At 70.8% G+C, this 26,099-nt stretch carries 24 protein-coding genes and 1 pseudogene; 12 read left to right on the top strand and 13 right to left on the bottom strand.

From position 1 onward, the window contains the following. Positions 1-30 precede the first annotated feature (30 nt). Positions 31-486: pseudogene (locus tag ACX28W_RS18965) on the top strand (uracil-DNA glycosylase); the annotation flags it as partial. Positions 487-737: 251 nt separating this feature from the next. Here the strand turns inward: ACX28W_RS18965 and ACX28W_RS18960 are convergent. Next, complete coding sequence (locus ACX28W_RS18960; protein WP_459000164.1) at positions 738-1,487, bottom strand: IclR family transcriptional regulator; 750 nt, start codon at positions 1,485-1,487, stop codon at positions 738-740. Positions 1,488-1,626: 139 nt separating this feature from the next. Between ACX28W_RS18960 and ACX28W_RS18955 the strand changes: the two genes are divergently transcribed. The 4 genes from ACX28W_RS18955 (at position 1,627) to dmpG (ending at position 5,285) form a co-directional block, all read left to right on the top strand. Next, positions 1,627-2,391, top strand: coding sequence for an IclR family transcriptional regulator (locus tag ACX28W_RS18955; protein ID WP_351146351.1), 765 nt, complete (start codon positions 1,627-1,629; stop codon positions 2,389-2,391). A 91-nt stretch (positions 2,392-2,482) separates the two neighbouring features. Further along, entirely contained in the window at positions 2,483-3,331 is an 849-nt protein-coding gene (locus ACX28W_RS18950) for a 2-keto-4-pentenoate hydratase (protein ID WP_459000163.1), read from the top strand. Then, on the top strand, positions 3,328-4,275 hold the full coding sequence (locus ACX28W_RS18945; RefSeq protein WP_459000162.1) for an acetaldehyde dehydrogenase (acetylating): 948 nt from the start codon (positions 3,328-3,330) through the stop codon (positions 4,273-4,275). Before ACX28W_RS18950 ends, ACX28W_RS18945 begins: the two co-directional genes overlap by 4 nt. Further along, positions 4,272-5,285, top strand: a complete 1,014-nt coding sequence (gene dmpG, locus ACX28W_RS18940; RefSeq protein WP_459000161.1) for a 4-hydroxy-2-oxovalerate aldolase — start codon at positions 4,272-4,274, stop codon at positions 5,283-5,285. The genes ACX28W_RS18945 and dmpG overlap by 4 nt, the downstream gene beginning before the upstream one ends. Before the next feature lie 259 nt (positions 5,286-5,544). Here the strand turns inward: dmpG and ACX28W_RS18935 are convergent, their stop codons facing one another. From ACX28W_RS18935 to ACX28W_RS18920, 4 genes are all read right to left on the bottom strand, one after another. Then, on the bottom strand, positions 5,545-5,679 hold the full coding sequence (locus ACX28W_RS18935) for a hypothetical protein (protein WP_459000159.1): 135 nt from the start codon (positions 5,677-5,679) through the stop codon (positions 5,545-5,547). 346 nt (positions 5,680-6,025) lie between these two features. After that, positions 6,026-6,970 (bottom strand): 3-carboxyethylcatechol 2,3-dioxygenase, encoded by a 945-nt coding sequence (locus tag ACX28W_RS18930; RefSeq protein ID WP_459000157.1) that lies wholly within the window; start codon positions 6,968-6,970, stop codon positions 6,026-6,028. Further along, positions 6,967-8,721, bottom strand: a complete 1,755-nt coding sequence (gene mhpA, locus ACX28W_RS18925) for a bifunctional 3-(3-hydroxy-phenyl)propionate/3-hydroxycinnamic acid hydroxylase MhpA (protein WP_459000156.1) — start codon at positions 8,719-8,721, stop codon at positions 6,967-6,969. The genes ACX28W_RS18930 and mhpA overlap by 4 nt, the downstream gene beginning before the upstream one ends. A gap of 26 nt (positions 8,722-8,747) precedes the next feature. Further along, a complete protein-coding gene (locus tag ACX28W_RS18920; RefSeq protein WP_459000155.1) occupies positions 8,748-9,608 on the bottom strand; it encodes an alpha/beta fold hydrolase in 861 nt (286 codons plus the stop codon). A 118-nt stretch (positions 9,609-9,726) separates the two neighbouring features. Between ACX28W_RS18920 and ACX28W_RS18915 the strand changes: the two genes are divergently transcribed. Further along, on the top strand, positions 9,727-9,873 hold the full coding sequence (locus ACX28W_RS18915) for a hypothetical protein (RefSeq protein ID WP_459000154.1): 147 nt from the start codon (positions 9,727-9,729) through the stop codon (positions 9,871-9,873). A gap of 252 nt (positions 9,874-10,125) precedes the next feature. On the opposite strand, the gene ACX28W_RS18910 is transcribed toward ACX28W_RS18915, so the two are convergent. Continuing rightward, positions 10,126-10,761, bottom strand: coding sequence for a TetR/AcrR family transcriptional regulator (locus ACX28W_RS18910; RefSeq protein ID WP_459000153.1), 636 nt, complete (start codon positions 10,759-10,761; stop codon positions 10,126-10,128). Between the two features lie 114 nt (positions 10,762-10,875). Between ACX28W_RS18910 and ACX28W_RS18905 the strand changes: the two genes are divergently transcribed. The 4 genes from ACX28W_RS18905 to ACX28W_RS18890 all read left to right on the top strand — a co-directional run bounded on the left by ACX28W_RS18905 (position 10,876) and on the right by ACX28W_RS18890 (position 14,903). Then, positions 10,876-12,444: an FAD-dependent monooxygenase gene (locus ACX28W_RS18905; RefSeq protein ID WP_459000151.1), complete on the top strand. Its 1,569-nt coding sequence runs from the start codon at positions 10,876-10,878 to the stop codon at positions 12,442-12,444. Positions 12,445-12,481: 37 nt separating this feature from the next. Further along, positions 12,482-13,459 carry a VOC family protein gene (locus ACX28W_RS18900; protein ID WP_459000150.1) on the top strand — a complete coding sequence of 326 codons (978 nt, stop codon included), beginning with the start codon at positions 12,482-12,484 and terminating at the stop codon, positions 13,457-13,459. Beyond that, positions 13,456-14,328, top strand: a complete 873-nt coding sequence (locus ACX28W_RS18895; protein ID WP_459000149.1) for an alpha/beta fold hydrolase — start codon at positions 13,456-13,458, stop codon at positions 14,326-14,328. Before ACX28W_RS18900 ends, ACX28W_RS18895 begins: the two co-directional genes overlap by 4 nt. A gap of 239 nt (positions 14,329-14,567) precedes the next feature. Then, positions 14,568-14,903: a hypothetical protein gene (locus ACX28W_RS18890; protein WP_459000148.1), complete on the top strand. Its 336-nt coding sequence runs from the start codon at positions 14,568-14,570 to the stop codon at positions 14,901-14,903. Positions 14,904-15,017: 114 nt separating this feature from the next. Here ACX28W_RS18890 and ACX28W_RS18885 read toward each other — a convergent pair whose 3' ends face one another. Then, positions 15,018-16,457 (bottom strand): FAD-dependent oxidoreductase, encoded by a 1,440-nt coding sequence (locus ACX28W_RS18885; protein ID WP_459000217.1) that lies wholly within the window; start codon positions 16,455-16,457, stop codon positions 15,018-15,020. 33 nt (positions 16,458-16,490) lie between these two features. Beyond that, positions 16,491-17,459 carry a DUF4349 domain-containing protein gene (locus tag ACX28W_RS18880; protein ID WP_459000147.1) on the bottom strand — a complete coding sequence of 323 codons (969 nt, stop codon included), beginning with the start codon at positions 17,457-17,459 and terminating at the stop codon, positions 16,491-16,493. 244 nt (positions 17,460-17,703) lie between these two features. Between ACX28W_RS18880 and hemG the strand changes: the two genes are divergently transcribed. Further along, positions 17,704-19,176, top strand: a complete 1,473-nt coding sequence (hemG, locus tag ACX28W_RS18875; RefSeq protein ID WP_459000146.1) for a protoporphyrinogen oxidase — start codon at positions 17,704-17,706, stop codon at positions 19,174-19,176. Between the two features lie 4 nt (positions 19,177-19,180). After that, entirely contained in the window at positions 19,181-19,912 is a 732-nt protein-coding gene (gene hemQ, locus ACX28W_RS18870; protein WP_459000145.1) for a hydrogen peroxide-dependent heme synthase, read from the top strand. A gap of 27 nt (positions 19,913-19,939) precedes the next feature. Here the strand turns inward: hemQ and ACX28W_RS18865 are convergent, their stop codons facing one another. The 5 genes from ACX28W_RS18865 to ACX28W_RS18845 all read right to left on the bottom strand — a co-directional run bounded on the left by ACX28W_RS18865 (position 19,940) and on the right by ACX28W_RS18845 (position 26,063). Then, positions 19,940-21,595 carry an alpha/beta hydrolase gene (locus ACX28W_RS18865; protein WP_459000144.1) on the bottom strand — a complete coding sequence of 552 codons (1,656 nt, stop codon included), beginning with the start codon at positions 21,593-21,595 and terminating at the stop codon, positions 19,940-19,942. A 121-nt stretch (positions 21,596-21,716) separates the two neighbouring features. Then, positions 21,717-22,499 (bottom strand): TIGR04222 domain-containing membrane protein, encoded by a 783-nt coding sequence (locus ACX28W_RS18860; RefSeq protein WP_459000143.1) that lies wholly within the window; start codon positions 22,497-22,499, stop codon positions 21,717-21,719. A gap of 134 nt (positions 22,500-22,633) precedes the next feature. After that, positions 22,634-23,398: a DUF4142 domain-containing protein gene (locus ACX28W_RS18855; protein WP_459000142.1), complete on the bottom strand. Its 765-nt coding sequence runs from the start codon at positions 23,396-23,398 to the stop codon at positions 22,634-22,636. Between the two features lie 299 nt (positions 23,399-23,697). Continuing rightward, a complete protein-coding gene (locus ACX28W_RS18850) occupies positions 23,698-25,092 on the bottom strand; it encodes an MbnB/TglH/ChrH family RiPP precursor modification enzyme (RefSeq protein ID WP_459000141.1) in 1,395 nt (464 codons plus the stop codon). Between the two features lie 182 nt (positions 25,093-25,274). Further along, positions 25,275-26,063, bottom strand: a complete 789-nt coding sequence (locus tag ACX28W_RS18845) for a DUF4142 domain-containing protein (protein WP_459000140.1) — start codon at positions 26,061-26,063, stop codon at positions 25,275-25,277. Between the last annotated feature and the right edge of the window lie 36 nt (positions 26,064-26,099).

The raw sequence follows: 26,099 nt of genomic DNA, 5'->3' as shown, positions 1-26,099 counted from the left end.
GCCCGTCGCGTACCAGTAGAGTGACGCGCCGTGGCACCAGGCCCCTTGCGTGAACTCGTTGAAGCAGGCTGGGCGAAGGCTCTTGAGCCTGCGAGCGAACGCATTGCCGCCATGGGTGACTTCCGTCGGGACGAGATTGCGGCCGGCCGGACCTACCTTCCGGCGGGGGCGAATTTCCTGCGCGCCTTCCAGCAGCCCTTCAATAACGTCCGCGTCTTGATTGTCGGCCAGGATCCCTACCCCACGCCGGGGACGGTGATCGGGTTGAGTTTCGGGGTGGCGCCCGAGGTGTGTTCCTTGCCGGGCAGTCTGGAGAACGTCTTCCGGGAGATGCACTCCGACTTGGGGCTGCCCAGGCCGTCGAACGGTGATCTGACACCGTGGACGCAGCAGGGTGTGCTGTTGCTCAACAGAGCGTTGGCGACGGCCCCGCGCAAGCCCGCGGCGCACCGGGGCAAGGGGTGGGAGGAGGTCATGGAGCAGGCCAGATCTGGGGGCTCTGCTCGACCTGTTTCCGGATCACCATCAGGTCAAGGTCGTCAGCGCCCGCGCCTTCGTTGGCCGTGACCTCTGGTCAGGTTGTGAGTTGTTCCCGCTTTGGGCGGACTGGAGATGCAGGTTGCTCTCCGCCTGAGGGACACCCGCCCACCAAGTCGTGGAGAGCGTACGGAAGCCCGAGGGCGTGGACTTCCGAGCAGCGGTGGCCGTCCCGTCCAGGCCCGCCTGTGGCCGGGATGTCAGCCGAGCGCCGCGATCTCCTCGGCCACCGCGCGCATCACCGGCACGGCCGCGTCAACCACGTCCTCTCGGGCGGTGATCAGGTTCACGCACAGGTGCAGCGCAGGGTCGGCGGTGTGCAGCGGCACGGCAACGCCGAAAGCCCCGGGTTCGATCTGCCCGAACGTACGGGCGTACCCCCGCTCCCTGACCTCCGCCACGGCGGCCGGCTCCCCCGGGGAGGGCAGACGCAGCGCGGCGAGGGCGAGCCCAGCGGCGCCGACACCGATCGGGTGGCGGCTGCCCACGCGATAGGCGATGTGGTAGTCGACGGTCTGTGGCTCGACCACCGCGACGGCGACGGCCTCGTCGCCTTCTTCGGAGATCAGCGCGACAGTGGCGCCCAGCTCGTCGGCGGTGCGCCGCAGAACGGGCAGCGCTGCCTCCCGGATGCCCGCCGCGTACCCGCGCGCCAGCGTGACCGTGCCCGAGCCGGCGCGATAGCGGCCGTCGGAGCTGCGAACGACCAGCCGGAACTCAGCGAGCGTGACCAGGATGCGGTACGCGATGGTGCGATGGACGTCGAGCCGCTGTGCCACCTCGTTCACGGTCAGGCCCTGAGGCTGACCCGCGATCGCCTCCAGCGCCAGCAGGCCGCGGGCGAGTGTCTGGGAGCCGGCGGCCTTTCCCTGCGCGCCGCCGCCCTGCGCCGTCAAGCCCCGGGCGGTCTCGCTACCCCGCGTGCTCGAGGCCACCTGATCGTCACTCATTCCGGCAGTCTACGGCCGCGCGATGACAGCCTGTGACCTCCGCCCACGCCCTGCGTGATCCGATCGCCGTAGAATCGGATCACGCCGGCAGGCCATGACCTGGAGGGGACACGCGCGGCGGCGAGAAGTGGAGGCAGGCGTGGGCGAGGCCGCACCGAGCGGTGTGCTGAGCAAGGCACTCGCCGTGCTGCAGGCGTTCAGCGTCGAGGACACCACCCTCGGCTTCGCCGAGTTGCAGCGTCGCACCGGCCTGCCCAAGGGCACCTTGCATCGCACGCTCGGCGATCTGGTGGCCGCGCGCCTGCTCGACCGGGTACAGGGCCGCTACCGTCTGTCCAGCCTGGTCTTCGAACTGGGGATGCGCGCCTCGGTCGAGCGCGGCCTGCTGGAGGTGGCGACCCCGTTCCTGGAGGACCTGTACGTGCGCACGCACGAACTGGTCCACCTAGGCATCCGCGAGGGCACCGAGGTGGTCTACGTGGCGAAGATGGGCGGGCACCAGCAGGCCGACTCCCCCTCCCGGCTCGGCGGGCGCATGCCGCTGCACTCCACTGCCCTCGGCAAGGTTCTCCTCGCCCACGCGCCCGCCGATGTCCGTGAGTCGGTGCTGCGCGGACCGCTGGAACGCCGGGCCCCCCGGACCATCACCAACGTCGACGTCCTCACGCGCCAGCTCTCCGACATCGCCGCGAAGGGCGTCGCGTTCGAGTACGAGGAGTCGGCGGTCGGCATCGTCTGCGTCGCGTCCGGGATCTTCGGCCCGTCGGACGAGATCCTGGGCGCGGTCAGTGTGACAGGCCCCGTGCACCGCTTCCAGCCCGCCCGGCACGCCAACAGCATCCGGGCGGCGGCGGGCGGCATCACCGCCACCCTCGGCCGACGCGAGGAACTCCTGCGGCACTGACCCCCCGGGGTTGCCCGGCGGACAGGCCCGTGTTCCGTCGCGCGGAACTTTTTCCTGGGCGCCGCGCGCCTTGAGTCTCCAAGCTGAGGGCATGAACGAGACCCCCCGTGGCAGCGACGCCGTAGCAAAGGCAGCTCAGCGTCTGTTGGCAGCCGCCGCCGACCGCGTGCCCTGCTCCCCGGTCCGCGACCTGATCGGCAGCGACGACGTGAAGGCGGCGTACGCCGTCCAGGAGCTGCTCACCGCACGCCATTTGGAGACCGGCGCGCGCGTCACTGGACGCAAGATCGGCCTCACCTCGCCCGCCGTCCAGGCCCAACTCGGCGTGGACCAGCCTGACTTCGGTGTCCTCTTCGACGACATGCAGGTCACCGACGGCACCCTGGTGCCGGCCGGGCGGCTGCTCCAGCCGAAGGTCGAGGCCGAGATCGCGTTCGTGCTCGGCGCGGACCTCGCCGAGGGCCCCCTGGATGCGGAGCAGATCCGGGACGCCGTGGCGTACGCCGTCCCGGCCCTGGAGATCGTCGACAGCCGAATCGCCGGCTGGGACATCACCTTCGGCGACACCGTCGCCGACAACGGCTCCAGCGCCCTGTACGTGCTCGGGTCGGCGACGAAGACGATGGCCGAGTTCGAGCCGGTGACCGCCGCCATGACGCTCACCCGGGGCTGCGAGACCGTCTCCAGCGGTGACGGCGCGGCCTGCCTCGGCGACCCGCTGACCGCGCTCGCCTGGCTGGCGCGGACCGCACGCCAGCTCGGCGACCCGCTGCGCGCGGGCCAGGTCGTGCTCTCCGGTGCCCTCGGCCCGATGGCCGTCGCCGAGCCCGGTGACGCTTTCACCGCCGAGATCAGCGGCCTCGGGTCCGTCTCCGTCCGCTTCCCCGCGTCCCCCGAGGGCGACGCGCTCTCCGACTCCGACGAAGGAACCTCCGTATGAAGACCAAGGTGGCCATCATCGGCTCGGGCAACATCGGCACCGACCTGATGATCAAGGTGCTGCGCCTGTCCGACACCCTGGAGGTGGGCGCGATGGTCGGCATCGACCCCGCCTCCGACGGGCTCGCCCGCGCCCAGCGGCTCGGCGTCCCGGTCACGGCCGAGGGCGTCGAGGGCCTGGTCCGCATGGACGGCTTCGAGGACATCAAGATCGTCTTCGATGCCACGTCCGCCAAGGCCCATGTGGCCAACGCCGCCGTCCTCGCCCCGCACGGCAAGCAGCTCATCGACCTGACACCAGCCGCGATCGGTCCGATGGTGATCCCCGCGGTCAACCTCACCGAGCACGTCGCCGCGGACAACGTCAACATGGTCACCTGCGGCGGTCAGGCCACGATCCCGGTCGTCGCCGCGATCTCCCAGGTGGCTCCGGTGCCGTACGCGGAGATCGTCGCGTCCATCGCGTCGAAGAGCGCAGGCCCCGGTACCCGCGCCAACATCGACGAATTCACCGAGACCACGAGCCACGCCATCGAGAGCGTCGGCGGCGCGGGGCGCGGCAAGGCCGTCATCATCCTCAACCCGGCCGAGCCCCCGCTGATCATGCGGGACACCGTGCTCGCCCTGGTGAACGCACCGGAAACGGACACACACGAGGCGATCCGCGCCTCCATCGCCGCGATGGTCGAGCAGGTGTCGGCGTACGTGCCCGGCTACCGGCTCAAGCGACAGGTGCAGATCACTCCGGTCCCCGCCGACCAGCCGGTGCACACCCTCACCTCGGACCCGGTCACCCACCAGGTGTCGGTCTTTCTCGAGGTCGAGGGCGCCGCCCACTACCTGCCGGCCTACGCCGGCAACCTCGACATCATGACCAGCGCGGCCGTCCGCATGGCCGAGGCCATGGCCGCCCACAGCAACGAACTTCAGGGAGCGGGCGCATGACCGTCGACAGGCTCTTCATCCAGGACGTCACCCTGCGGGACGGAATGCACGCCATCCGCCACCGCATCGAGCCGGAGCAGCTCGGCCGGATCGTGGCCGCGCTCGACGCCGCAGGCGTCGACGGCATCGAGGTCTCCCACGGCGACGGCCTCGCCGGCGGCTCCCTCAACTACGGTCCAGGCAGCCACACCGACTGGGAGTGGATCGAGACCGCCGCCGCCCACATCAAGAACGCCCGCCTCACCACGCTGCTGCTGCCCGGCATCGGCACCATCGAGGAGCTCAAGCAGGCGTACGCGCTCGGCGTCCGCTCGGTGCGTGTGGCCACCCACTGCACCGAGGCCGACGTCTCCGCGCAGCACATCGCTACCGCCCGCGAGCTGGGCATGGACGTGTCCGGCTTCCTGATGATGAGCCACATGGCCGACGCCAAGACGCTCGCCGGGCAAGCCAAGCTCATGGAGTCGTACGGCGCGCACTGCGTGTACGTCACCGACTCCGGCGGCCGTCTGATGATGGACGGCATCCGCGACCGCATCCGCGCCTACCGGGACGTCCTCGACCCGGCGACCGAGATCGGCGTCCATGCCCACGAGAACCTCTCCCTCTCGGTCGCCAACTCGATGATCGCGGTGGAGGAGGGCGCCACCCGGGTCGACGCCTCGCTGGCGGGCCAGGGTGCGGGCGCGGGCAACACCCCGCTGGAGGCGTTCATCGCCGTGGCCGACCTCAACGGCTGGGCCCACGGCTGCGACCTGTTCGGGCTCCAGGACGCCGCCGACGACCTGGTGCGTCCGCTGCAGGACCGCCCGGTGCGCGTCGACCGCGAGTCCCTCACCCTCGGCTACGCCGGCGTCTACGGCTCCTTCCTGCGCCATGCCGAGACCGCGGCCGAGCGCTACGGCGTCGACGTGCGCACCATCCTCGTGGAGGTCGGTAAGCGCGGCCTCGTCGGCGGCCAGGAAGACATGATCGTCGATGTGGCGCTGGGGCTGGCCGAGTCCCACTGACCCACGGGGGACGGCACGGCAATCCCCGGACAGCGGCCGGGCCGTCGCCCGTGTCCGCAGACCCGACCCGGTCCTGGCGCTGCGGCTGGGCCGCCCCACCCGGGCGGCCCAGCCGCAGCAGGACCCCCCGCCCTGACGGGCGGTGGCGTGGCCAAAGACTCCATCGGGGACACCAACGTGACGGTGAGCGGAGGCGTGCTCTCCACGCCGGCCGGCTCGACGAGGGCGGCCACGCCGGAAGCAACACCTATGCCGGCGGCTACGGGTTGTCCGAGGTGAACAGCACCGCGACGGTCAGACCGACCGGCATCGACGCCGACGACTCATTCATCACCGACTTCACCGGGTCCGTGATGCGCGGCGGCACCGGCACGGGCAGCGCGACCGCAGGCAAGGCCAGGACCGCGCGGGCCGAGGTGCGGCTGCTGAGTCGGGTGCCTTCGTCATGGACCCCATCAAGGTCGACAACGACGAACAGATCGCCCCCGCGGCCCAGACGGCTCCAACAGCTCGGACTGGGCGCGCGCCCAGTTGGCCCGGGCGAGTGTGGCTTGGCGGCACGGCGCCCGCCAGCCTGTCGTCCACGACCACGGGCCGGGAGTGGTACGTACTCAGGCCCGTTGCCGCCGGGTGGATCGGGACCCCCAGGCGTCAGTGGGCCGCCGAAGGACTGGCTCGCTCGGCGCTGACCAGTGCGGATGTGACACACCGGCAGCCGCAATGACAGGTCGGCCAATCGGTCACGGTGCGGTGTGCGCCGTCATCACGCCGAAGCCTGCTATGTACTCGCGGATCGGCCGGTAGAACGAGTACGCCACGTCGTACGGGCCCGCCGCGCCGAGGGCCGCGAAGGCGGCGACCCAGGTGCGGACCTCGTGGGCGGAGTTTCCGGCATCCTTCGCCATCTGCTCGGGCGTCATCGCGTCGACCGCGGAGAGATCGCCAGAGGCGAGGGTCGCCATCAGGGCCTGGTCCCACTCGGGGTTGAGTTCCTGGATGGTGGCCGTGCCCGCCGTGAAAGCCTTAGCCGTGTCGATGACCCGTTGCTGCCGGGCGTCACGGGCCGCGGCCGTGGGGTGCCTGCCGTTGAGCAGCAGGGCGCGGGCGGTGTCGTCGGCGGTGGCCCACTGCGGTACCGGCGGGTCGTGGGAGAGGCCGCCGGAGCCGATGACGAGAACGCGCTCGTCCTTGAGCGTCGAGAGGAAGCCGCCGATCGCCTCGCCGAGCCTGCGGACCCGGCGCATGGTCACGAACGGCTTGGCGACACCGTTGACGAAGACCGGGATGGTCGGCACTGTGTCGATGCCGCCGAAGAGGAGCTCCAGCGGCTGGATGGCGCCGTGGTCGACCTCCATCCGACGGGAGATGGCCACGTCGATGTCGCGTTCGGCCACCCACTGGGCCAGATCCTCGGCGCGCTCGGTCGGCACGCTCAGCGGGCCTTCGGCAGTGCCGTAGTCACCGACGCCCAACGCCTCGTAGCCGATACAGAACGGCGGCATCAGGTCGTAGAAGAACCCGTTGTAGTGATCGGGTGCGAAGGAGACGACCAGCGTGGGGTCGTACTCCTTGACGAAGGCCCGCGCGGCGGCGAAGGCGCTGTGGACGGCGTCGACCACCTCGGCGGGCGGGTCGGCGTACTCGAGGAGCGGGCTGTGCGACATCGTGACGACGGCGAGGCTCATGCCTGCACTCCTTCCGTGGTACGTGCCGTGGTCTGCGCAGGGGTGTCTGCAGCGGTTCCCGCTGTGAAGAGCGAACCGGCCTTCCTGACGGAGGCGAGGGCCTGCGTCGCCTGCCGGGTCAGGGAGGCCGCGGCGACGAAGCGGTCGGGGCGCAGCACGACCAGGCCGCAGGAGCGGACGTCGAACCAGTCCTTGAGGGCCCCAGTGGTGTCACCGACCACGGTGACCGGCGCCGAGGAGCCCGCGTACTGCTTCTCGGCCCAGGTGCGCTGGGTCTCCGGCATGAAGGAGACCAGTTTGATCCGGTGGCGGCGGACGAACTCGAGGTCGGTGGGAGAGAGGAACGCCGTCGGGTCGGTGCCCCAGGTGGCCAGCGTCCACCAGTCGCCGGTGACGTCGTCGAGCAGGACGTTCGTGGCGTCCGCGGTGTTCACCCGGGGCTGGATGAACTGCAGACCGACCGGCGAGAGTTCACCCGCCGAGTCGATGAACGGTGCCAGCTTGCTGCGCTTGAAGCCGGCCTGCGCCTGGCCCGGGGTGAGCGTGGCCTGGTCGACGACGACACCGGCGGCGTAGCGCGGCATCGGCTTGAACCGCAGCTCGGTGAAGTACGACTTCCACTTCGGCACGAGGTTGAGCGCGGAGGCGGACAGGTCGCGCACCTTGCCGCCGAAGCGGCCCATCTTCATGACCGTACCGGCCGCCATGTTCACGTCGATCATGTCGGCGGCGTGCTTGCGGCGCTCCTCGGTGTAGGTGTCGAGGAGGGCGTCGTCGGCGTCGCCGGACAGGACGGCGGTGAACTTCCACGCCAGGTTGGTCGCGTCACGTATCCCGGAGTTCCAGCCCTGGCCGAGCCAGACCGGCATCAGGTGCGCGGCGTCACCGGCGATGAAGACCCGGCCCTTGCGGAAGTCCGAGGCGACCCGGCCGTGGTGGGTGAAGGTGCGCTGGTTGATGACCTTCAGCGCCGACGGGTCGGGGACGTGGCGGCGGAGCAGGGAGTGCAGGAACGTGGGGTCGTCGAACAGCTCGGTGGGCTCGTCGTCGTGGAGCATGAACTCCCAGCGGCGGATGCCCTGGGGAAGACCGATGGACACGTACGGTCGGCGCGGGTCGGCGCCGAGGTACACCGACGGGGTGCCGATCGGGTCGTTCTCGACGTCGACGACCACCCATCGGGTCGACGGCGACTTGCCTTCGAACCGGACGCCCATCCACTTGCGGGTGAAGGAGCTGCCGCCCTCGCAGCCGACGGCGTACCGAGCGGTGAGAGTCACCGTCCCGGTGGCGTTGTCGTCGGCGTCGAGCCGCTCGGCGGTGACCGCGACGTGGTCCCCGCGGTCCTCGATCCCTACGACACGGTGACTGAAGCGCAGCTCGGTGCCCTCGAAGCGGTCGAGCCCGGCGGCCAGCTCCTTGTCGACCAGCGGCTGGATGAAGCCGTGCTTGCGCGGGTAGCCGAACTCCTGCGTCTTGGGAGCGTTGGTGGCGAGCACCTGGCCCGTGCCGTTGACCAGCCGGACCACGTGGTGCGGGACCGTGTAGGGCTGGATCTGCTGCCACAGGCCCGCCGTGTGCAGGGTGCGGATCGACTCGTCGTCGAGGCCGACACCGCGGGGGTAGCCGATCAGCTCGTGGCGGGCTTCGAGCACGGTGGCCCGGTGGCCGCGTACACCGATCAGGTTGGCGAGGGTGAGGCCCACCGGCCCGGCTCCGATGACGACGACGTCAGTGTCGAAGGTGGTCATGGGGGTGTGTCCGATCGGGTCAGCTGTCAGTTGTGGGAGAGGAAGTCGATGACGAGGCGGTTGAACTCTGCGGCGTGCTCGACCATGGCCCAGTGGCCGCAGCGGTTGAGCAGTACGAGCCGCGAGTTGGGGATGTTGGCCAGGAGCCACAGGCTGGTCTCGTAGTGCAGGACCCGATCGTCCTTGCCGTGGATCAGCAGGGTCGGCGTCCGGATGCCGGAGATCTTGTCGCGGTCCACCTTGATCGGGATCGGGGCGCCGTGCGCGAGGCCCTCGACATAGTTCTTGAGGTGGTCGGGACGGGCGAGCGCCGCTTCCGAGCGGGCCCGGGTCAGCTCCGGGGTCGCGAAGCGCGCCTTGTCGTAGGTCATGATCTCGACGAGCGCCTTCATGTTCTCCGGGCTCGCGTCCTTGTACGCCTTGACCAGGACCTTCAGGCCCTCGCTCGGGCCGTCACCAGCGCCGAAGAGGGAGGCCGGGCCGCGGCCGAGTGAGGCCCCCATCGTCACCAGGTGGGTGATGCGCTCGGGGTGCAGCGTGGCGAAGCGGACCGCGGTGTGGGCGCCCATCGAGTTGCCGACCAGGGCCGCCTTGGGCAGGCCGAGCGCGTCCAGGAACTCCACGAGCGTCTTGTCGTGGTCCATGTCCGTGGTCGCCTGCGCGTCGGAATCGCCCCAGCCCGGCATGTCAGGGGCGATGACATGGAAGCCGGCGTCGGCGATGGCGTCGATGTTGCCGGAGAAGTTCGACCAGCCGGTCGCGCCGGGGCCGGAGCCGTGCAGCAGGACGACGGGCCTGGCACCGGCCTCGCCGGCCTCGTAGTACCGCATGTGCAGCCCCGACGGAAGGGCGATGTCGCGCGACGCGGTCTCTTTTGTGACGGCCATGATCCGGATTCCCTTGTACGGCGCTCGTGCGTTATATGAACACTATCGAGCGATAGTTGCTCAGTTACCTGCATGTAACGCTCGCGATCGAGGAATGTCAAGGGATGGCTGTACCGGAATGAGGCGCAGCCAATCAGGCGCCACGAGCACCAACGGCGGCATGATCGGCGCTCTCGGCGCGGCAGGTGACGCCGGGCTCGGCGGTGCGGATCGCGGCACCGAAGCCACGCCCGCACGCCTGGGCGGCGCCCGCGATCCCACCTGACCCAGGGAAGACGACCGCGCCCAGAGGATTCCGGTTGCCCGTCCTCAAGCCGAGCGCGCAGGGCGTGAAGCTGGACAGGTGCGCCGTGAATCCGAGCACGCACGACACCTCGGGCGACTCGATCACCAGGTGACTTCTGAATACTTTTAGCCCCCGGTGGGATGGATCGCCGCACGGAGGCCGGCGGGGCTCCCCAAGAGGGGCCCGCCACGCGGCGCAGCCGGGACCGCCGACCGTCCCGGCCGATCCCGATTACGCGCGGAGCGCTTCCCTGCCCAGGCTCGACAGCGCGACGGCGAGCTGCTCCATCAGGCGCTCGTGCGCCACGGCCGGGTTCGCCTGGAGTGCGAGGAAGGCGCCGTCGAAGCCCGCGAGCGCGAAGTCGACGGTGTCGTCGGCGACCTGCCCTGCCCGGTCAGGGGCAAGGGTGGTGAAGGCGTGAGTGATCACAGCATGGAGGTTGGAGCGCGCGTGGGCCCGCACCCGCTCGACGATCTCGGCCGTCTCAGGGGTGTTGCCGCTCAGCAAGAGCAGCACGAACAGCCGCAGGAAATCCGGGTGTTCGACGAAGGCGGCGCCGGAGGCGCGGAGGGTGCGGCGCAGGTACACCTCGGGGGTGTCTCCGGGGCCCGGTTCGGGCGTGGTGACGCTCGCGAAGAAGAGGCCGGCCCCGCGCTCCATGACCGCGGCGAGGATGCCCAGCTTGGAGTTGAAGTGCCAGTAGATCGAGCTGTTGGGCAGTCCTGACTCCCGGGCGATGTCGGCGATGCTCGTCCCGTCGTATCCGCGAAGCGACATCATCCGCGAGGCGGCGTCGAGAATCTCGTCCCGCGATCGCTCGCCCTGGAGCTGGCGCTTGGTGCGGCGGCCTGCAGCTGTGGTCGGCATCCCCACATTCTATCTGGAGTGTTCATTCCAGACCCTTGACAGCCCCCTTCTGGCCACTTCTAATGAGGCCCACGTCAATCTGTCTGGAATATTCATTACAGAACTGAGGCATGTATGCGTCCCCACGATTTCGACGCCGATGTCGCGATCATCGGTTACGGCCCCTCGGGTGTCGCCGCGGCCAACGCACTCGGCACGCTCGGCGTCAGCGCGATCGCGTTCGAGCGCGCGAGCGACATCTACCACCGGGCCCGAGCCGTCACGGTCAATGACTGGACGATGCGCCTCTTCCAGCAGATAGGTCTCGACAAGCGGGTCAAGGCCGACATGGACCCCACGCTCGCCCTGCGCTGGGTCACCTACGACGGCACCGAGCTGATGCGCGTGCCGTTCCCACCGGGGCAGCTCGGCCATGCGACGTCGTACGCGATCTACCAGCCGGCCATGGAGCAGACTCTGCGCGACGGGGCCAAGCGGTTCGGTGACAAGGTCCGGGTCGAGTACGGCGTCGAGGTGACCGATGTGGAGCAGGACGCCGACGGCGTCACGGTCACCACGCGCAACGTGGCCACCGGCGAGTCCGCCACGAAGCGCGCCCGGTACGCCCTGGCCTGCTACGGCGGCGAGACCGCGACCCGCGAGCGCCTGGGTGTCAATCTCATCGGCGACACCCTGGACGTGCGCTGGGTCGTCATCGACGGCAAGGTGAAGCGCTGGTGGCCCGACCGCCACATCCTCACCTTCTGGTCCGACAAGGACCGCCCGGTCGTCGACATCGCGCTCGGCGGCGACAACCACCGCTGGGAGATACCGCTCAAGCCCGGCGAGACCGACGCGGACTTCGCCACCCACGCCGACCTCTGGCCGCTGCTCGAGTCGCTCGGGGTCTCGCACGACGACATCGACATCCACGGCCATGCCTTCTACAGCCACCACGTCCGCTCCGCGGAGTCATGGCGCGTCGGCGAACGTGTTTTCCTGCTCGGTGACGCCGCTCACCTGATGCCGCCGTGGGCGGGCTCCGGCATGCAGTCGGGCATCCGGGACGCGTTCAACCTCGCGTGGAAGCTCGCCGGCGTGCTCGGTGGCTCGCTCCCGGTCGCGATCCTCGATTCCTACGAAGCCGAGCGCCGCCCCAACGTCGACTTCTACACCGAGGTCTCCATCCAGCTGGGCCGCATCATCAAACAGGAGCTCTCCGAGGAGGAGCAGGCCGCACTGGCCGCGCAGACGGACCAGCTGCCGCCGCTGCTGTGGCCGCCGTTCTACGTCGCCGGCTGGTTCACAGGCGCCGCGACACCCGACAGCGCGGTCGGCAAAATGATCCCGCAGCCGCGGGCCGCGACCGTCAACGGCCTCATCCGCCCCCTCGACGACCTGCTCGGCGACGGCTTCGTCATCCTCGGCGACAACGTCCACCCGGCCACCGTGCTGTCGGCCCAGGAGAAGACCGGTTGGGACGCCGTCGGCGCGCGCTACCTCGCCGTCCGCGCCGCCGACCAAGGCACCGAGGGGCCCGAAGAGATCGTCGACATCGACGGCACCCTCATCAGCTGGCTGCGCGAGCGAGGCGCCCGCGTGGTCGCCGTACGCCCCGACCGCTTCGTGGCCGCGGCCGACCCCACCGGCCTCGCCGTCCCCACTGGCCTCGCCGTCCCCACCGGCCTTGCCGTCTCAGCCTGACCGCCACCCTCCTCTGAACAGATCTGAAGGAATCGACATGGCCGCAACGATCAAAGAACTCTCCTACGTCGGCATCGAGGCCGACGACCTGGACGCCTGGAGCGGATTCGCGGGGCAGTTGCTCGGACTGATGCCGGCCCGCCACGAGGACGACATCCGCTCCTTCCGCCTCGACGACCACATCCACCGCACGATCATCGTGCGGGGCCCGCGCAACGACCTGGCCTTCGCCGGGTTCGACTGCGGCTCCGACGACGACCTCGACGAGGTCGTCGCGCTGCTGCGCGGTGCCGGACACGAGGTCACCGAGGGCGACGCCACGCTCGCGGCCGAGCGCGGGGTGGCCCGCATCTACGTCACCGCCGACCCCGAGGACAACCGCGTCGAGCTGATCAACGGCCTGAAGAAGGCCGACACGCCGTACGCCGGCCAGGTCAACAAGTACGGCTTCCAGACCCGCCAGGGCGGCGCCGGACACATGTTCCTGCTCTGTACGCCCGGCGGTGGCCGCGAGCGGATGCTCGAGTTCTACGGCCACCTCGGCTTCAAGCTGTCGGACTACATCAAGGACGAGGTCGCACCCGGCCTTTTCGTCGACGCCGCCTTCACCCACTGCAACGGCCGTCACCACACGCTGGCCTTCGCGGAGATACCGGCACCGGTCAAGCTGCACCACTTCCTCATCGAGAACAACAACATGTCGGACGTGGGCTGGGCCTACGACCGCGTCGTCGAAGCACGCGTGCCGCTGCTGCACACCATGGGCATGCACCCCAACGACAAGATGTTCTCCTTCTACGCCCACTCTCCGTCGGGCATCGCGGTCGAGTACGGCTGGGGCGGCCTGATCATCGAGGACGACGACGCCTGGGAGGTCGGCGAGTACGACTCCATCAGCGCGTGGGGCCACAAGAACCCCATGGAGCTCGGCACGTCCCTCGTCGAGCTGGCCAAGCGCGGCCAGGAACTCCAGGAAGCCGCTGTGAAGGCCAAGACCGGGGAGGCCGCCCAGTGACCGGGACAGTTGCACAGACCCCCGCCGTCGACCGCGAGGTCTGCAGCCAGGACATCCAGGCAGGCGCGCACCGGCTGCGCGTCTACACCTGCGGTGACCCGGCCAAGCCTGCGGTCCTGTTCATCCACGGCTCGGGGCCGGGCGTCAGCGCACCCTCCAACTGGGCTCATCTGATGCCGTCGTTCGCCGAGTCCTATTACTGCATCGCCCCCGACGTGCTGGGGTTCGGTGACTCCGAGCACCCGGACCCGGCCCCCACCGGCGGCATGCCCGAGTACACCGACCTGCGCGCCCGCTCGCTCCTCGCCCTGCTCGATGCCCTGGGTGTCGCGAAGGCGCACTTCATCGGCAATTCGATGGGCGGCATGATCACGCTTCGGGCCGCCCAGATAGAGCCCGACCGTATCGACAAGATGATCCTCATGGGCAGCGGCGGGGCGCCGATCCCGCCGAGCGCGGACCTGATGAAGCTGATCACCTTCTACCAGGACCCGTCGCCCGAGGCGATGGCCGACCTCCTCGTACGGTTCGTCGACGACACGGCCCTCTTCGCCGGCAACCTGGAGGAGATCGCACGGACCCGGGTCGGGCTGGCCACCCGCGACGACGTGCGCCGCTCGCACCTGGCGACCTTCAACCCCGAGCACGGTCCGGTCAAGTACACCGAGGGCGAGCTGGCGGCCATCGGACACCAGGCACTCGTGCTGCACGGCCGCGAGGACCGGATGCTGCCGGTGACGGCCGGCTACTACCTGGCCGAGAACCTGCCCAACGCACGGCTCCACGTGCTCCCGCACGCCGGTCACTGGATCCAGATCGAGCAGGCGGCCGAGTTCACCGCACAGGCCAAGCTCTTCCTCGCCGATTGACTTGCTCCGCGGGGCACGCCTTCAGCGAGAGCCTGCCGCGACGACCACGCAGGACCGGAGGGCCCTTCCCCTGGCGGTCCGCTGCGTCCCGCGTTCTTCGGGAAGAGCATGTTGCCGAGCAGGTGCAGCCAGCTGCTCGGCGGGCCCGGTGAATCCGTGCTCGCCTGAACGCCCTCGCACTCCCGTCCGTATGTCTCCTCAACCGCCCGCGACGCGACGAAGACGTGAGGACACAGGCGATGAACGACCGAGTTACTCCTCCGATGCATGCCCTGCCCGACGGTGAGGCGGAAATCGCCCTGGTGCTGCGCCTCCCCTGGGAGGACGTCGCCGCGCTCGGCCAGGAGGCCGGACGGCTCGCGGCGCGGATGCAGCGGCCGGTGACCCTCGACGAGGCCGTCAGCCACCGGCTGCGGGCTGCGCGGCCGGCGGCTCATGCGAAACCGCCGACCGCGCAGCCGGCGGCGGTCACCTCGGCGGCCTCGGTGTCCTCGTTGCCGGCGCGGCCGCCTGCGGAGCAGGCGCGGCAGGCCATAGACCGCATCAATGGGAACGCCGGTCACGAGTCCGCGTAGGGGCGCCGTGGGTGATGCGGCCGCCAGTTGACTGCGGGTTGTTCTCGGCTGCTCGCGCCCATGCGGCGAAGCCGCACACGTCACAGCCCCGCGCTCTCTTACGGGGCGCTCCACCTACCCGGCGTTTTTGCGTACCGCTGCTACCGCCTTGCGTGCCGCCACCAGCACCGGGTCCCACACGGGTGAGAACGGTGGTGCGTAGCCCAGGTCCAGGGCTGTCATCTGTTCCACGGTCATGCCCGCGGTGAGCGCCACCGCGGCGATGTCGACCCGCTTCGCGGCACCCTCGCGGCCGACGATCTGCACGCCGAGCAGCCGTCCGGTGCGGCACTCGGCGAGCATCTTCACCGTCATGAATTCGGCGCCGGGGTAGTAGCCCGCGCGGCTGGTCGACTCGATGGTGACGGTCTCGAACCGCAGGCCCGCCCGGTGCGCGTCCTTCTCGCGCAGCCCGGTACGGGCGATCTCCAGGTCGCAGACCTTGCTCACCGCCGTGCCGACGACGCCCGGGAAGGTGGCGTAACCGCCGCCCACGTTGGCGCCGATGACCTGCCCGTGCTTGTTGGCGTGCGTGCCCAGCGCGATGTGCCGTTCGCGCCCCGAGACCAGGTCGAGCACCTCGACGCAGTCGCCGCCGGCCCAGATGTTCTCGTGACCGCGCACCCGCATCGCCAGGTCGGTGAGCAGCCCGCCGTGGTCGCCGAGGGGCAGTCCGGCCGCCTTGGCGAGTGCGGTCTCGGGGCGTACGCCGATGCCGAGCACGACCACGTCCGCCGGGTACTCGGCGTCCTGCGTGGCGACCGCCCGCACCCGTCCGTCCTCTCCGGTGAGGACCTTGGTGACCTCGGCGTCGTCGACCATGGTGATGCCCAGAGCCTCCATGGCCGTGTGCACCAGCCGGCCCATGTCCGGGTCGAGCGTGGACATCGGCTCCTTGCCGCGGTTGACGACCGTCACCTCGTAACCGCGGTTGATCAGGGCCTCGGCCATCTCCACGCCGATGTAGCCCGCCCCGACGACCACCGCACGGCGGCCCTCCGTCGCGGTCAGCGTGTCCAGGAGGGCCTGGCCGTCGTCCAGGGTCTGCACCCCGTGCACGCCGGGAGCGTCGACGCCGGGCAGGTCCGGGCGGATCGGGCGGGCACCGGTCGCGATCACGAGTTTGTCGTACGACGTCCACTCCTCGGCGCCGGATTCGAGGTCCCGGGAGCGGACCCGGCCGCCCGCGACGTCGACCTCCGTGACCTCCGTGCGCATCCGCAGCTCGATGTGGCGCTCCCGGTGCTCCTGCGGGGTCCGCGCGATCAGCCGGTCCCGCTCGGAGACGTCGCCGCCCACCCAGTACGGGATGCCGCACGCCGAGTAGGAGGTGAAGTGGCCGCGCTCGAACGCCACGATCTCCAGCTCCTCAGGACCTCGCATCCGGCGCGCCTGCGACGCGGCGGACATGCCCGCCGCGTCACCGCCGATCACGACCAGGCGCTCCGTCGCCCTGCCCGTACTGCCCGTACTGCCCGTACTGCCCGCACTGCCCGTACCGCTCGTACGACTCATGCTCATGCGAACACGCTACGGGGACCTGCCCTTTCAGTCCTGCTCGCCCTCTTCCCGCTGGACGGGCGGGGCAGTGGGCGGACCGGTGGTCGGTGCCGGGCCCGCGACGGCCGGGACCCGGTGCAGCTCCCGCCGGGCACGGACGACGCGCCACCACACGAACACGAGCAGCGCCGCGAGCGCGGCGAACGGCAGCACCGCGCCGAGCGCCACCACGATCCAGCGCAGCATCGTGACGAACGCGTCCCAGCCGCCGGCCAGCGCGTCCAGGAACCCCGGGTCGTCGTCCTGGTCGGACTTCTTCACCGGCGACTCGGACAGCGACAGGGTGATCGTGGCCAGGCTCGTCCGGTCCTTCAAGGACGCCTGCCGGGCGAGCAGCGATTCCAGGTCGGCCTGGCGGCGGCTCAACTCGCCCTCCAGGGTGACCACGTCCGTGAGCTTGGTCGCCTGGTCCATCAGCTCGCGGATGCGGTTCACACTGGCGCGCTGCGTCGCGATGCGGCTGTCCACGTCGACGACCTGGTCCGTGACGTCCTGCGCCTTGGCCTCCCGGTCGATGAGCTTGCCCGCCCCCTCCAGGTCGGCGAGGACGTCGCCGTACTCCTCGGCGGGCACCCGCAACACGACCGTGGTGCTCTCACTGCCCTCCTCGTCCAGAGTGGTGGTCTCGTTGCCGACGTAGCCGCCCGCGTTCTCGATGGTGGTGCGGGCCTGGTCCAGCGCCTTGGGCACGTCCTTGACCTGCACGGTCAGTGAGGCGGTGCGGATGATGTGGGACGCGGTCAGCTTGGGCGCCGTGGTGGCCTTGGCCGCGCTGCCCTTGCCACCGTCCCCGGCGCCCTCCTGCAGGTCGGCCTTGCCGTCGACGGCGGCCTCCGCGCCGGCGTCGCTGCTGCTGGCGGTGTCGTCCGCGCCGCTGCAGCCGGTGAGTACGAGGGCCGAGGCGAGGAAGATCCCCGCCAGGAGCTGAACGGGTCGTACGGAGCGTCGTATGCGCATGGTGCGGTTCCCCCCAGGGGTGGTGACCTCTGACGTTCCTTCGACGCCGGACGGGGGTGGGTCGTTGGCCGGTTACGGTCCCGATGCGGTCACGGTCGGGACTCGCGCAGGACACCGGGGGCCGGTGCGACGCCCTCGGCGAGCCACTCGGTGGGCTCGGGCACGCCGATCCCCGCGCCCATGGGCACCGGCAACAGGACCCACTCCCGCTCAGCCTCCAGGAACGGTCTGAGAAGGTGGAGGCATGAGCGCAGTGGAAGCCCGCGCGGGTGCGGGGCACGTCGTCGTCATCGGAGCCGGCATCGCCGGTCTCGCCGCCGCCCACCGGCTGCTGGACCGGGGCATGCGGGTGACCGTCCTGGAGGCGTCGGACCGCGTCGGCGGCAAGCTGCTGCCCGGCGAGATCGCGGGCGTGCGGGTCGACCTCGGAGCCGAGTCGATGCTCGCGCGCCGCCCCGAAGCGGTCGCGCTCGCCCGCGAGGTGGGCCTCGCCGACCGCCTCCAGCCGCCCGCCACCGCGACCGCCTCGCTGTGGACCCGCGGCACGCTGCGCCCCATGCCCAAGGGCCACGTCATGGGCGTGCCCGGCACCGCCTCCGCCCTCTCCGGCGTCCTCTCCGACGAGGGCCTGCGACGCATCGAGCGCGACGCCGACCTGCCCCGCACGGAGGTCGGCGACGACGTGGCGGTGGGGGAGTACGTGGCGGCACGCCTCGGCCGTGAGGTCGTCGACCGCCTGGTCGAGCCCCTCCTCGGCGGCGTCTACGCGGGCGACGCGTACCGCATCTCGATGCGCGCGGCAGTACCGCAGCTCTTCGACGCGGCGCACCGGCACGACTCGCTGACGGAGGCGGTCCGCGAGATCCAGGCGCGCGCCGCCGGCGCCCAGCAGACGGGGCCGGTCTTCATGGGCATCGCGGGGGGAGTGGGCCAACTGCCGCTCGCGGTCGCGGAGGCGGTCCGCGCGCGTGGCGGAGAGATCGTCACTGGTGCACCGGTGACGGAGCTGCGCCGGATCGGGGGTGCCGACTCGCCCACCGGCTGGCGTGTCGTCGCGGCGGACCGCGTCCTGCACACCGATGCCGTCGTCCTCGCCCTGCCCGCCCCGGCAGCGGCCGCCCTGCTGCGTACCGAGGCGCCCGTGGCAGCCGCCGAGCTGGCAGCCGTCGAGTACGCCTCCATGGCGCTGGTCACCCTCGCCTACCGCCGCGGTGAGATCGCCCTCCCCGAAGGGAGCGGTTTCCTGGTGCCGCCCGTTGACGGGCACACCATCAAGGCGTCCACCTTCGCCTCCCAGAAGTGGGGCTGGATCGCCGAGGAGAACCCCGACCTGCTCGTCCTGCGGACCTCCGTCGGGCGGTACGGCGAGACCGAGGTGCTCGGGCGGGCGGACGCCGACCTCGTGGACGTGTCCCGCCGCGACCTGCGCGAGGCCACCGGCCTGGCCGCCGAGCCCGTCGCGACCCGGGTGACACGATGGGACGACGGCCTGCCCCAGTACCCCGTCGGGCACCACGCGCGCGTGGCCCGCGTCCGCGAGCACGTGGGCAAGCTCCCGGGGCTCGCCGTGTGCGGTGCGGCGTACGACGGAGTCGGCATCCCCGCCTGCATCGCGAGCGCGTATGCCGCAGTGGACCAGCTGAGCGGCGACCGCACCGGACTGGAGGCGCTGACCGCGCACCCGGTGGAGAGCCGCCACGGCGGCGCGGGAGAATAGCCTCATGAGTGACGACGCCCCCACCACCGGCCCCGCGAAGATCCCGAACATCGGCAAGAAGGCCAAGGACCTCAACGAGGTCGTCCGCTACACCCTGTGGTCCGTCTTCAAACTGCGCGACGTGCTCCCCGAGGACCGCGCCGGTTACGCCGACGAGGTCCAGGAGCTCTTCGACCAGCTCACCGCGAAGGACGTCACCGTCCGCGGCACGTACGACGTGTCGGGGCTGCGCGCCGACGCCGACGTCATGATCTGGTGGCACGCCGAGACCAGCGACCAGCTCCAGGAGGCGTACAACCTCTTCCGGCGCACCAAGCTGGGCCGCGCCCTGGAGCCGGTCTGGTCGAACATGGCGCTGCACCGCCCCGCCGAGTTCAACCGCTCGCACATCCCGGCGTTCCTCGCCGACGAGACGCCGCGTGACTACATCAGCGTCTACCCGTTCGTGCGCTCCTACGACTGGTACCTGCTGCCCGACGAGGACCGCCGCCGCATGCTCGCCGACCACGGCAAGATGGCCCGCGGCTACCCGGACGTGCGCGCCAACACGGTCGCCTCGTTCTCGCTGGGCGACTACGAGTGGATCCTGGCCTTCGAGGCCGACGAGCTGCACCGCATCGTCGACCTCATGCGCCACCTGCGCGCCTCCGAGGCCCGCATGCACGTCCGCGAGGAGGTCCCGTTCTACACGGGCCGCCGCAAGGACATCACCGAGCTGGTCGCGGGCCTCGCCTGATCAGGCCTTCGCGGCGGGCCGGGCGGTCTACGAGGCCTTCGGGTGTCTCAGGGCCTTCAGGGCCTTCGGGGTCTCCGAAGGACCGCCCGGCGCCACCGGCTTGGGCTCCGCGTGCGGCGCGCACCCGGAGCTCCGCTTCGGGAGCCGGCCCTCCAGCAGATACGCGTCCAGGTGGCCGTTGACGCACTTGTTGGGCCCGCCGCCGATCCCATGCATCCCGGCTCCGTTCTCGGTCACCAGGACCGAGCCGGACAGCCGCCGCTGCAACTCCACCGCCCCCTCGTACGGCGTCGCCGCGTCCCGCTCGGCCGCCAGGATCAGGGTCGGCGGCAGCTCCCCCGGCAGCGTCCGCACATTGAGCGGCTTCTGCCGCGGCACGGACCAGTACGCGCACGGCAGGTTCATCCACACGTTGTCCCAGGTCTCGAACGGCGCCACGCGCGCGAGACGCGTGTTGTCGCGGTCCCAGGTGCGCCAGTCCGTCGGCCAGGAGGCGTCGTTGCACTCGATGGCCGTGTAGACCGCGTTGCCGTTCTCCTGCTCGACGGACGCCTTCGGGTGCGGCCCGGCCTGCTGGATCAGCGGCTTCGGGTCGCCCTTCAGATAGGCGGACAGCGCCATGGCGCGCTGCGGCCAGTAGTCGTCGTAGTACCCGGCCTGCAGGAACGCGCCCTGAAGCTGCCCGGGACCGACCTTGCCGCCCGCGGGCGAGGCGGCGAGCTGCGCCCGCGCCTTCTCGTAGCTGCGCATCACCTCTTCGGGCGTGGCGCCGAGCCTGTACACCTTGTCGTGCCGGGCGACCCACGCGCGGAAGTCGGCCCACCGGCTCTCGAAAGCGGCCGACTGGTCGAGGTTGTTCTCGTACCAGATCTGCTCGGGGTCGGGGTTCACCGCCGAGTCGAAGACCATCCGGCGTACGTGGGAGGGGAAGAGCGTCGCGTAGAGCGCACCGAAGTACGTGCCGTACGAAGCCCCCATGAAGGTCAGCTTCGGCTCGCCGAGCGCGGCCCGCAGCACGTCCAGGTCGCGGGCGTTGTTGAGCGAGGTGTAGTGCTGGATGGCCTCACCGGAGCGCTTGAGGCAGCCGCGTGCGTACGCCTTCGCCTCAGCGATGCGCTGCCGCTTGTACGTCTCCGAGGGGTGCGTCGGCGCCTGGGAGGGCGCCTTCACGAAGTGCTTGGGGTCCTGGCAGGACAGCGGGGCCGACTTGCCCACGCCGCGCGGGGCGTAACCGACGAGGTCGTACGCCGCCGCGATGCGCTTCCACGCGGGCAGGGAACCGACCAGCGGGAAGTACATGCCGGAGGCGCCCGGGCCGCCGGGGTTGTAGACCAGGGCGCCCTGGCGCGGCACCTTGTGCTTCGCGTTCCGCGCGTCCTTGCCGGTGGCCGTGGCGCGGCTGACGGTCAGTTTGATCTGCTTGCCGTCGGGGTGCGCGTAGTCGAGCGGCACGGTGACCGTGCCGCACTGGAAGCCGGCCGGGAGGTCCTGCTCCTTCTCGCACGAACCGAAGCGGATGCCGGCGTCCGCGGCGCGCGCGGCGGCGACGGTGGTGCCCGGTGTTTCGGCCGACAGCATGCGGGTGACGGGGTCCGGCCTGGCCGTGGCGCCGCCCGAGGGGATGGCGGCGAGGGCGCTCAGGATCAAGGACCCGGCGGTTCCATAAAGGACGGCAGCTCTCATCGCGTAATCCCTTCAGCGCACGGCAGCGACAAAGGGGATGTTTCGTTCGGCGGTGGGCGAAGTAAAGCACCAGGTGCCGGTGTCGGCGCCATTGACCCCGATGCGCCCCCTCGGGCGCCGGTCAGCCCCTTCTTCCCGGCGTCCGGTCGCGGTGCGCGAAGGCCGCGCGCAGGTCCGGCTCGCCGACCGCGCGGATGCCGCGTACGGCGACCGAGGTGAGGTACGTACGGTCGTCGGCGGCGGGGTCGGTGCGCCGGGTGAGGGTGCCGAGGAGCCGCTGCCCGGCCGGGGAGGCCCAGCGCGTGTAGGGGTGGACCTCGATGCGGGCGATGGCGAGACAGCTCACGGTGAGGATGAGTGGGAGCGCGAACCAGATCGCGATCGGCACATCGCTCTCGGTGGTCTGAGAGGGCATCAGCAGGGCGACGGCGGCGAGCGCGAGGACGGCCGCGGCGGCGGCCTGGACCTGGCGGACGGCGCCCGCGACGGTGGTGCGGGCTCCGTCGGGCACGGCGAGGCCCGCGGCCACCAGGCGGTCGGCGAGACCGCGTACGGAGTCCGCGGTGGCTGTCGTCGCCCGCAGGGGCGCTATCCGGGACTGCCCCTCCGGTCCTATGGCTCCTATCACCGAGCGTTCCATCTCGTCGCGCCCGCGCGGATCCACGACGGTCGCCCAGCCGGTGTGCGCGAGCAGCAGACGGCGCTGACGGGCCATCGACACCAGGGTCAGCTCGGCGACCCGGGCGGGGCCGCCGGACAGGAACGCCGCCTCGTACAGCGTGAGGTGGTGTCCGCGCGCCGCGTCCGCGTCGACGGTCGCCGCACGCATGGCGGCCAGGCACAGCCGAGTACAGGAGAGGCCGGCCGCGGCCCAGGCCAGGAGCAGGAGAAGGACCCAGAACATGGCGTGTTTCTATGCGAAGGCGGCAGGTCGGCGCCACGGCTTATTCACCTTGTGGACGGAGCGTTGTCGGTCTGTGACGTTCCGGCTGTGGCGTTTCCGCTGTGATGTTCCGGCTGTGGCGTCCCGGCTTTCCCTCAGGGTGTGGGGCTCAGGGTGCGGGACGCGGCCGACGGGAGGGGGTAGGTCCCCGACGGGGTTACGGGGATGGCGGTGCCCGGGGATCGCGTGGGACCCGGTGGCGCCGGGGAGTTGGTGAGCGGAGGCGGGCTCGCGGTCGCGGCATCCTGAGCGAGGGCGTCGAAGTCGACGTACCCGGTGGCTTCGAGGACCTTGATGTGGTCCAGCACGGTGGTGTTCGCGTCGTCGGCCAGGTCGCGTACGAGGGAGTTGCGGGTGTTCGCGCGGACCTGGGCGACGACCGAGAAGACCTTGCCGTGGGCCTTGCGGAGGATGTTCGCGAATTCGCGGTCGTAGGTCACGCCGTGTGCCGCGCCGAGCGTGTCCAGCCACGCGCGTTGCTGCGAGTTGGGCTGGTTCGGCAGTTCGAGGCCGAGCCGTGCGGCGACGTTCCGGACGCGGGTGTCCAGGAAGGTGTGGCCCTCGACGAGGTGCGCGCCGGCCGTCCGTACGGCCTGCGTGGTGCCGCGCTCCTCGGCCTGCTGGCCCGCGGGCAGCTCCCACAGCCCGGCCAGCCGGACCTTGGTGATGAACTCCCGGTCCAGCGCCGACAGCGGACCGAACTGTGTCGACACGGACTGGGCGTTCAGGGTGTCCAGGCCGGTGCCGGAGCGGTCCGCGTACGACCAGATCGGAAAGACCAGCGCGACGAGGGTCGCCGTGAGGCCCGTGATGATCAGCCCTGTTCCACTGACCAATCCGGTGCGGTTGATGGATCGCATGGTGCCTCCTGTTGCGGCACCGCACGCTAGTGCGCTTTGCGTGCGGGTTGGCATATTACTGCGGGCGCTACGCCAACTGCCGTACAGGAAGAAAGGGTTGAGGAGTGGGAGGAATGGTGTCGGATGGGGTACGCCGGACGTAGGTCAGACCATCCGAAATCCGCAGGAAGGGGATGTGTGATCCGGTCGGCCGGGGTGCGGTGTTAACCCCGGCACACTCTGCGGGGCGGGCCGCCGCGGTGCGCGTAGGAGGGCCGGTTCCGGCTGAGGCTGACTGCCTGCTGACCGCCTGCCGAGCGTCAGCGGCGCAGCAGGGCCCGGCGGGTGGCGCGGGCCAGGCGGGCCGTGGGGCGCTGGGACAGGGGGGCCGGGCCGGATCGCTCCAGCCACCAGTCGCGCAGTCGGCGCCGGGTCTCCGCGTCGTCGGGGCGCCCCGCGAGCAGGAGGTGTTCGGCGAAGTCCAGCGCGTCGCGCCGGTAGCCGCCGGTCATGGGATGCCCTTGCGCATACGCGAGGAACGCCGGCCGGTAGGTGTCCCCGAGGATCTCCGGCAACTCCGTCGCCACCTTCGCGACGACATCCGCCCGCTTGGCGGCGAGCGCCCGCGCCTGCACGCCCAGCCGCACCCGGTCGAACCCCTCGGGGACGGGGGTTCCCGCGACGAGCGCGGAGAGCAGCGCGGTTTGCGCGAGGGCGAGGCGCTGGCGGGTCGCGTCGTCCGCGGTGATGTCAGTTTCTGTGGTGCTGTCGGTTTCCGCGGTGCTGTCGGTTTCCGCGGTGGCGTCGGCTTCTGTGGCGGGATCGGCTTCTGTGACGGTCGCGGCGTCGCCGGACACGGCGACCGTCGCGGCCCTGCCACCCCGTGCCTTCTCGAGCGTCCCCCGGATCGCCCCCAACTCCCGCTCCAGCTCACCCGGTTCCGGAAAATTCTCGTCCCGTTCGAGGAGAACTCCCGGCGGGGTCACGCGCGACGCGAGGTCGGCCAGGATGTCGAGGACCGGCTGGGGGACGGGATGGGCGTGGCTGTCGTGCCAGACGCCGTCCCGTTCGAAGCCGCCGGCGACATGGACGTAGGCGATCGCCTCGACGGGAAGTTCGTTGAGCGCCTTGGCGGGGTCCTCGCCGCGGTTGACGTGGTTGGTGTGGAGGTTGGCGACATCGATGAGGAGGCGTACGCCGGTGCGGTCGACCAGGTCGTAGAGGAACTGCCCCTCGGTCATCTCCTCGCCCGGCCAGGAGATCAGCGCGGCGATGTTCTCCACGGCGAGCGGAACAGGGAGCGCGGCCTGTGCGATACGGATGTTCTCGCACAGCACGTCCAGCGCGTCCCGCGTGCGCGGTACCGGCAGCAGGTGCCCGGCCTCCAGCCGCAAAGACGCGGTGAGGGCGCCCCCGGCCCGTACGAAGGCGATGTGCTCCGTGACGAGCGGGGAGCCGAGCGCCTCGGCCCGCTCGGCGAGGGCGGTGAGGCGGGCCTCGTCGGGCCGGTCCGCGTCACCGAGGCCGAGCGAGACCCCGTGCGGCACCACCGTGACCCCGCGCTCGCGCAGCCGCAGCAGCGACTCGGGAAGATGACCGGGGCACAGGTTCTCCGCCACGGCTTCGACCCAGTCGATGCCGGGCATGCGCTCCACGGCCTCGGCGATCTCCGGCCGCCACCCGATTCCCGTACCCAGCCGCCTCAGCTGCTTCATGTCCCCTCCTCCATCCCCGACCGACCCCGGACGCTGCCTGTTCTCTCCCTACGACTACGACGGACTTGTGTTCCGGCGTGACGGAGTCATGGCCCCGGTGGTCGGGGCCGAACCCACCGGGGCGGACCTTCAGAGCAACATTTGAGGTTCCCGCCCCGGGCACCCCTGCTCCCGCGGTGCTCCTACTGCAGCAGGTTGTTCGGGTCCGACGGCTCCGGCCGGGCCGTGTTTACCTCGCCCGGCGCCGCCGGTGACGGGCTCGACGTGGCGGTGACGCCGGCGCCCGGCTGCACGGGCGGCGCGGAGGCCGGCGAGACCCCGGCGGCCGGCGGCGGGGGACCGGTGGGGCTGGCGGTCGAAAGGGCCGCCGTGTCGTTGGCGATGGCGTCGAAGTCGACGCTCCCGGTCTTCTCCAGCACCGTGATGTGATCGAGCACGGTCTGGTTGGCGTCCGTGGCCAGTTGCCGGACCAGCGAGTTGCGCGTGGTGTTCCGCACCGCTCCGATCGCCGGGAAGATCTTGCCGTGCGCGGCCCGCAGCAGGTTCGCGAACTTCCGCTCGTACTCCTTGCCCGTCGCCGCGGTCATTTCCTGCAACCAGCCCTGCTGCTGCGCGTTCGGCTGGTTCGGCAGCTCGACACCGAGCTGAGCCGCGATGATACGCACCCGCTTGTCGAGGTCGGTGTGGCCGACGATCAGGTGATCGCCCGCCTCCTTGATCGCCGCGGTGGGGGCCCGCTCGATCGCCTGCTGTCCGGCCGGCAGCTCCCAGAGCCCCGCCAGACGCACACGGACGATCAGGTCGCGGTCAGCGGCGGACAAGGGCCCCCACTGTGTGTTCACCGTCCCGGCCGCCAGATTCGACACGCCCGTGCCCGCGCGGTCGGCGTACGACCACACAGGGAACGCGAGTGCGCCGACTGTGGCGACGAGTGCCGCGATGACGAGGGCCGAACCATTGATACGCCGCAAAATGAGCCTCCCGGGGGGAAACCAACTGGTCGTTGG

It is taken from the genome of Streptomyces sp. SD15 (assembly GCF_054462255.1).
This window is presented reverse-complemented; position numbering and strand designations above follow the sequence as displayed.

Coding starts and splice junctions, on each gene's coding strand:
- ACX28W_RS18960 (WP_459000164.1), bottom strand. CDS start 1,487: ATGAGTGACGATCAGGTGGCCTCGAGCACGCGGGGTAGCGAGACCGCC.
- ACX28W_RS18950 (WP_459000163.1), top strand. CDS start 2,483: ATGAACGAGACCCCCCGTGGCAGCGACGCCGTAGCAAAGGCAGCTCAG.
- ACX28W_RS18945 (WP_459000162.1), top strand. CDS start 3,328: ATGAAGACCAAGGTGGCCATCATCGGCTCGGGCAACATCGGCACCGAC.
- dmpG (WP_459000161.1), top strand. CDS start 4,272: ATGACCGTCGACAGGCTCTTCATCCAGGACGTCACCCTGCGGGACGGA.
- ACX28W_RS18930 (WP_459000157.1), bottom strand. CDS start 6,970: ATGAGCCTCGCCGTCGTCACGATGTCGCACAGCCCGCTCCTCGAGTAC.
- mhpA (WP_459000156.1), bottom strand. CDS start 8,721: ATGACCACCTTCGACACTGACGTCGTCGTCATCGGAGCCGGGCCGGTG.
- ACX28W_RS18920 (WP_459000155.1), bottom strand. CDS start 9,608: ATGGCCGTCACAAAAGAGACCGCGTCGCGCGACATCGCCCTTCCGTCG.
- ACX28W_RS18915 (WP_459000154.1), top strand. CDS start 9,727: ATGAGGCGCAGCCAATCAGGCGCCACGAGCACCAACGGCGGCATGATC.
- ACX28W_RS18910 (WP_459000153.1), bottom strand. CDS start 10,761: ATGCCGACCACAGCTGCAGGCCGCCGCACCAAGCGCCAGCTCCAGGGC.
- ACX28W_RS18905 (WP_459000151.1), top strand. CDS start 10,876: ATGCGTCCCCACGATTTCGACGCCGATGTCGCGATCATCGGTTACGGC.
- ACX28W_RS18900 (WP_459000150.1), top strand. CDS start 12,482: ATGGCCGCAACGATCAAAGAACTCTCCTACGTCGGCATCGAGGCCGAC.
- ACX28W_RS18890 (WP_459000148.1), top strand. CDS start 14,568: ATGAACGACCGAGTTACTCCTCCGATGCATGCCCTGCCCGACGGTGAG.
- ACX28W_RS18885 (WP_459000217.1), bottom strand. CDS start 16,457: ATGAGTCGTACGAGCGGTACGGGCAGTGCGGGCAGTACGGGCAGTACG.
- ACX28W_RS18880 (WP_459000147.1), bottom strand. CDS start 17,459: ATGCGCATACGACGCTCCGTACGACCCGTTCAGCTCCTGGCGGGGATC.
- hemG (WP_459000146.1), top strand. CDS start 17,704: ATGAGCGCAGTGGAAGCCCGCGCGGGTGCGGGGCACGTCGTCGTCATC.
- hemQ (WP_459000145.1), top strand. CDS start 19,181: ATGAGTGACGACGCCCCCACCACCGGCCCCGCGAAGATCCCGAACATC.
- ACX28W_RS18865 (WP_459000144.1), bottom strand. CDS start 21,595: ATGAGAGCTGCCGTCCTTTATGGAACCGCCGGGTCCTTGATCCTGAGC.
- ACX28W_RS18860 (WP_459000143.1), bottom strand. CDS start 22,499: ATGTTCTGGGTCCTTCTCCTGCTCCTGGCCTGGGCCGCGGCCGGCCTC.
- ACX28W_RS18855 (WP_459000142.1), bottom strand. CDS start 23,398: ATGCGATCCATCAACCGCACCGGATTGGTCAGTGGAACAGGGCTGATC.
- ACX28W_RS18850 (WP_459000141.1), bottom strand. CDS start 25,092: ATGAAGCAGCTGAGGCGGCTGGGTACGGGAATCGGGTGGCGGCCGGAG.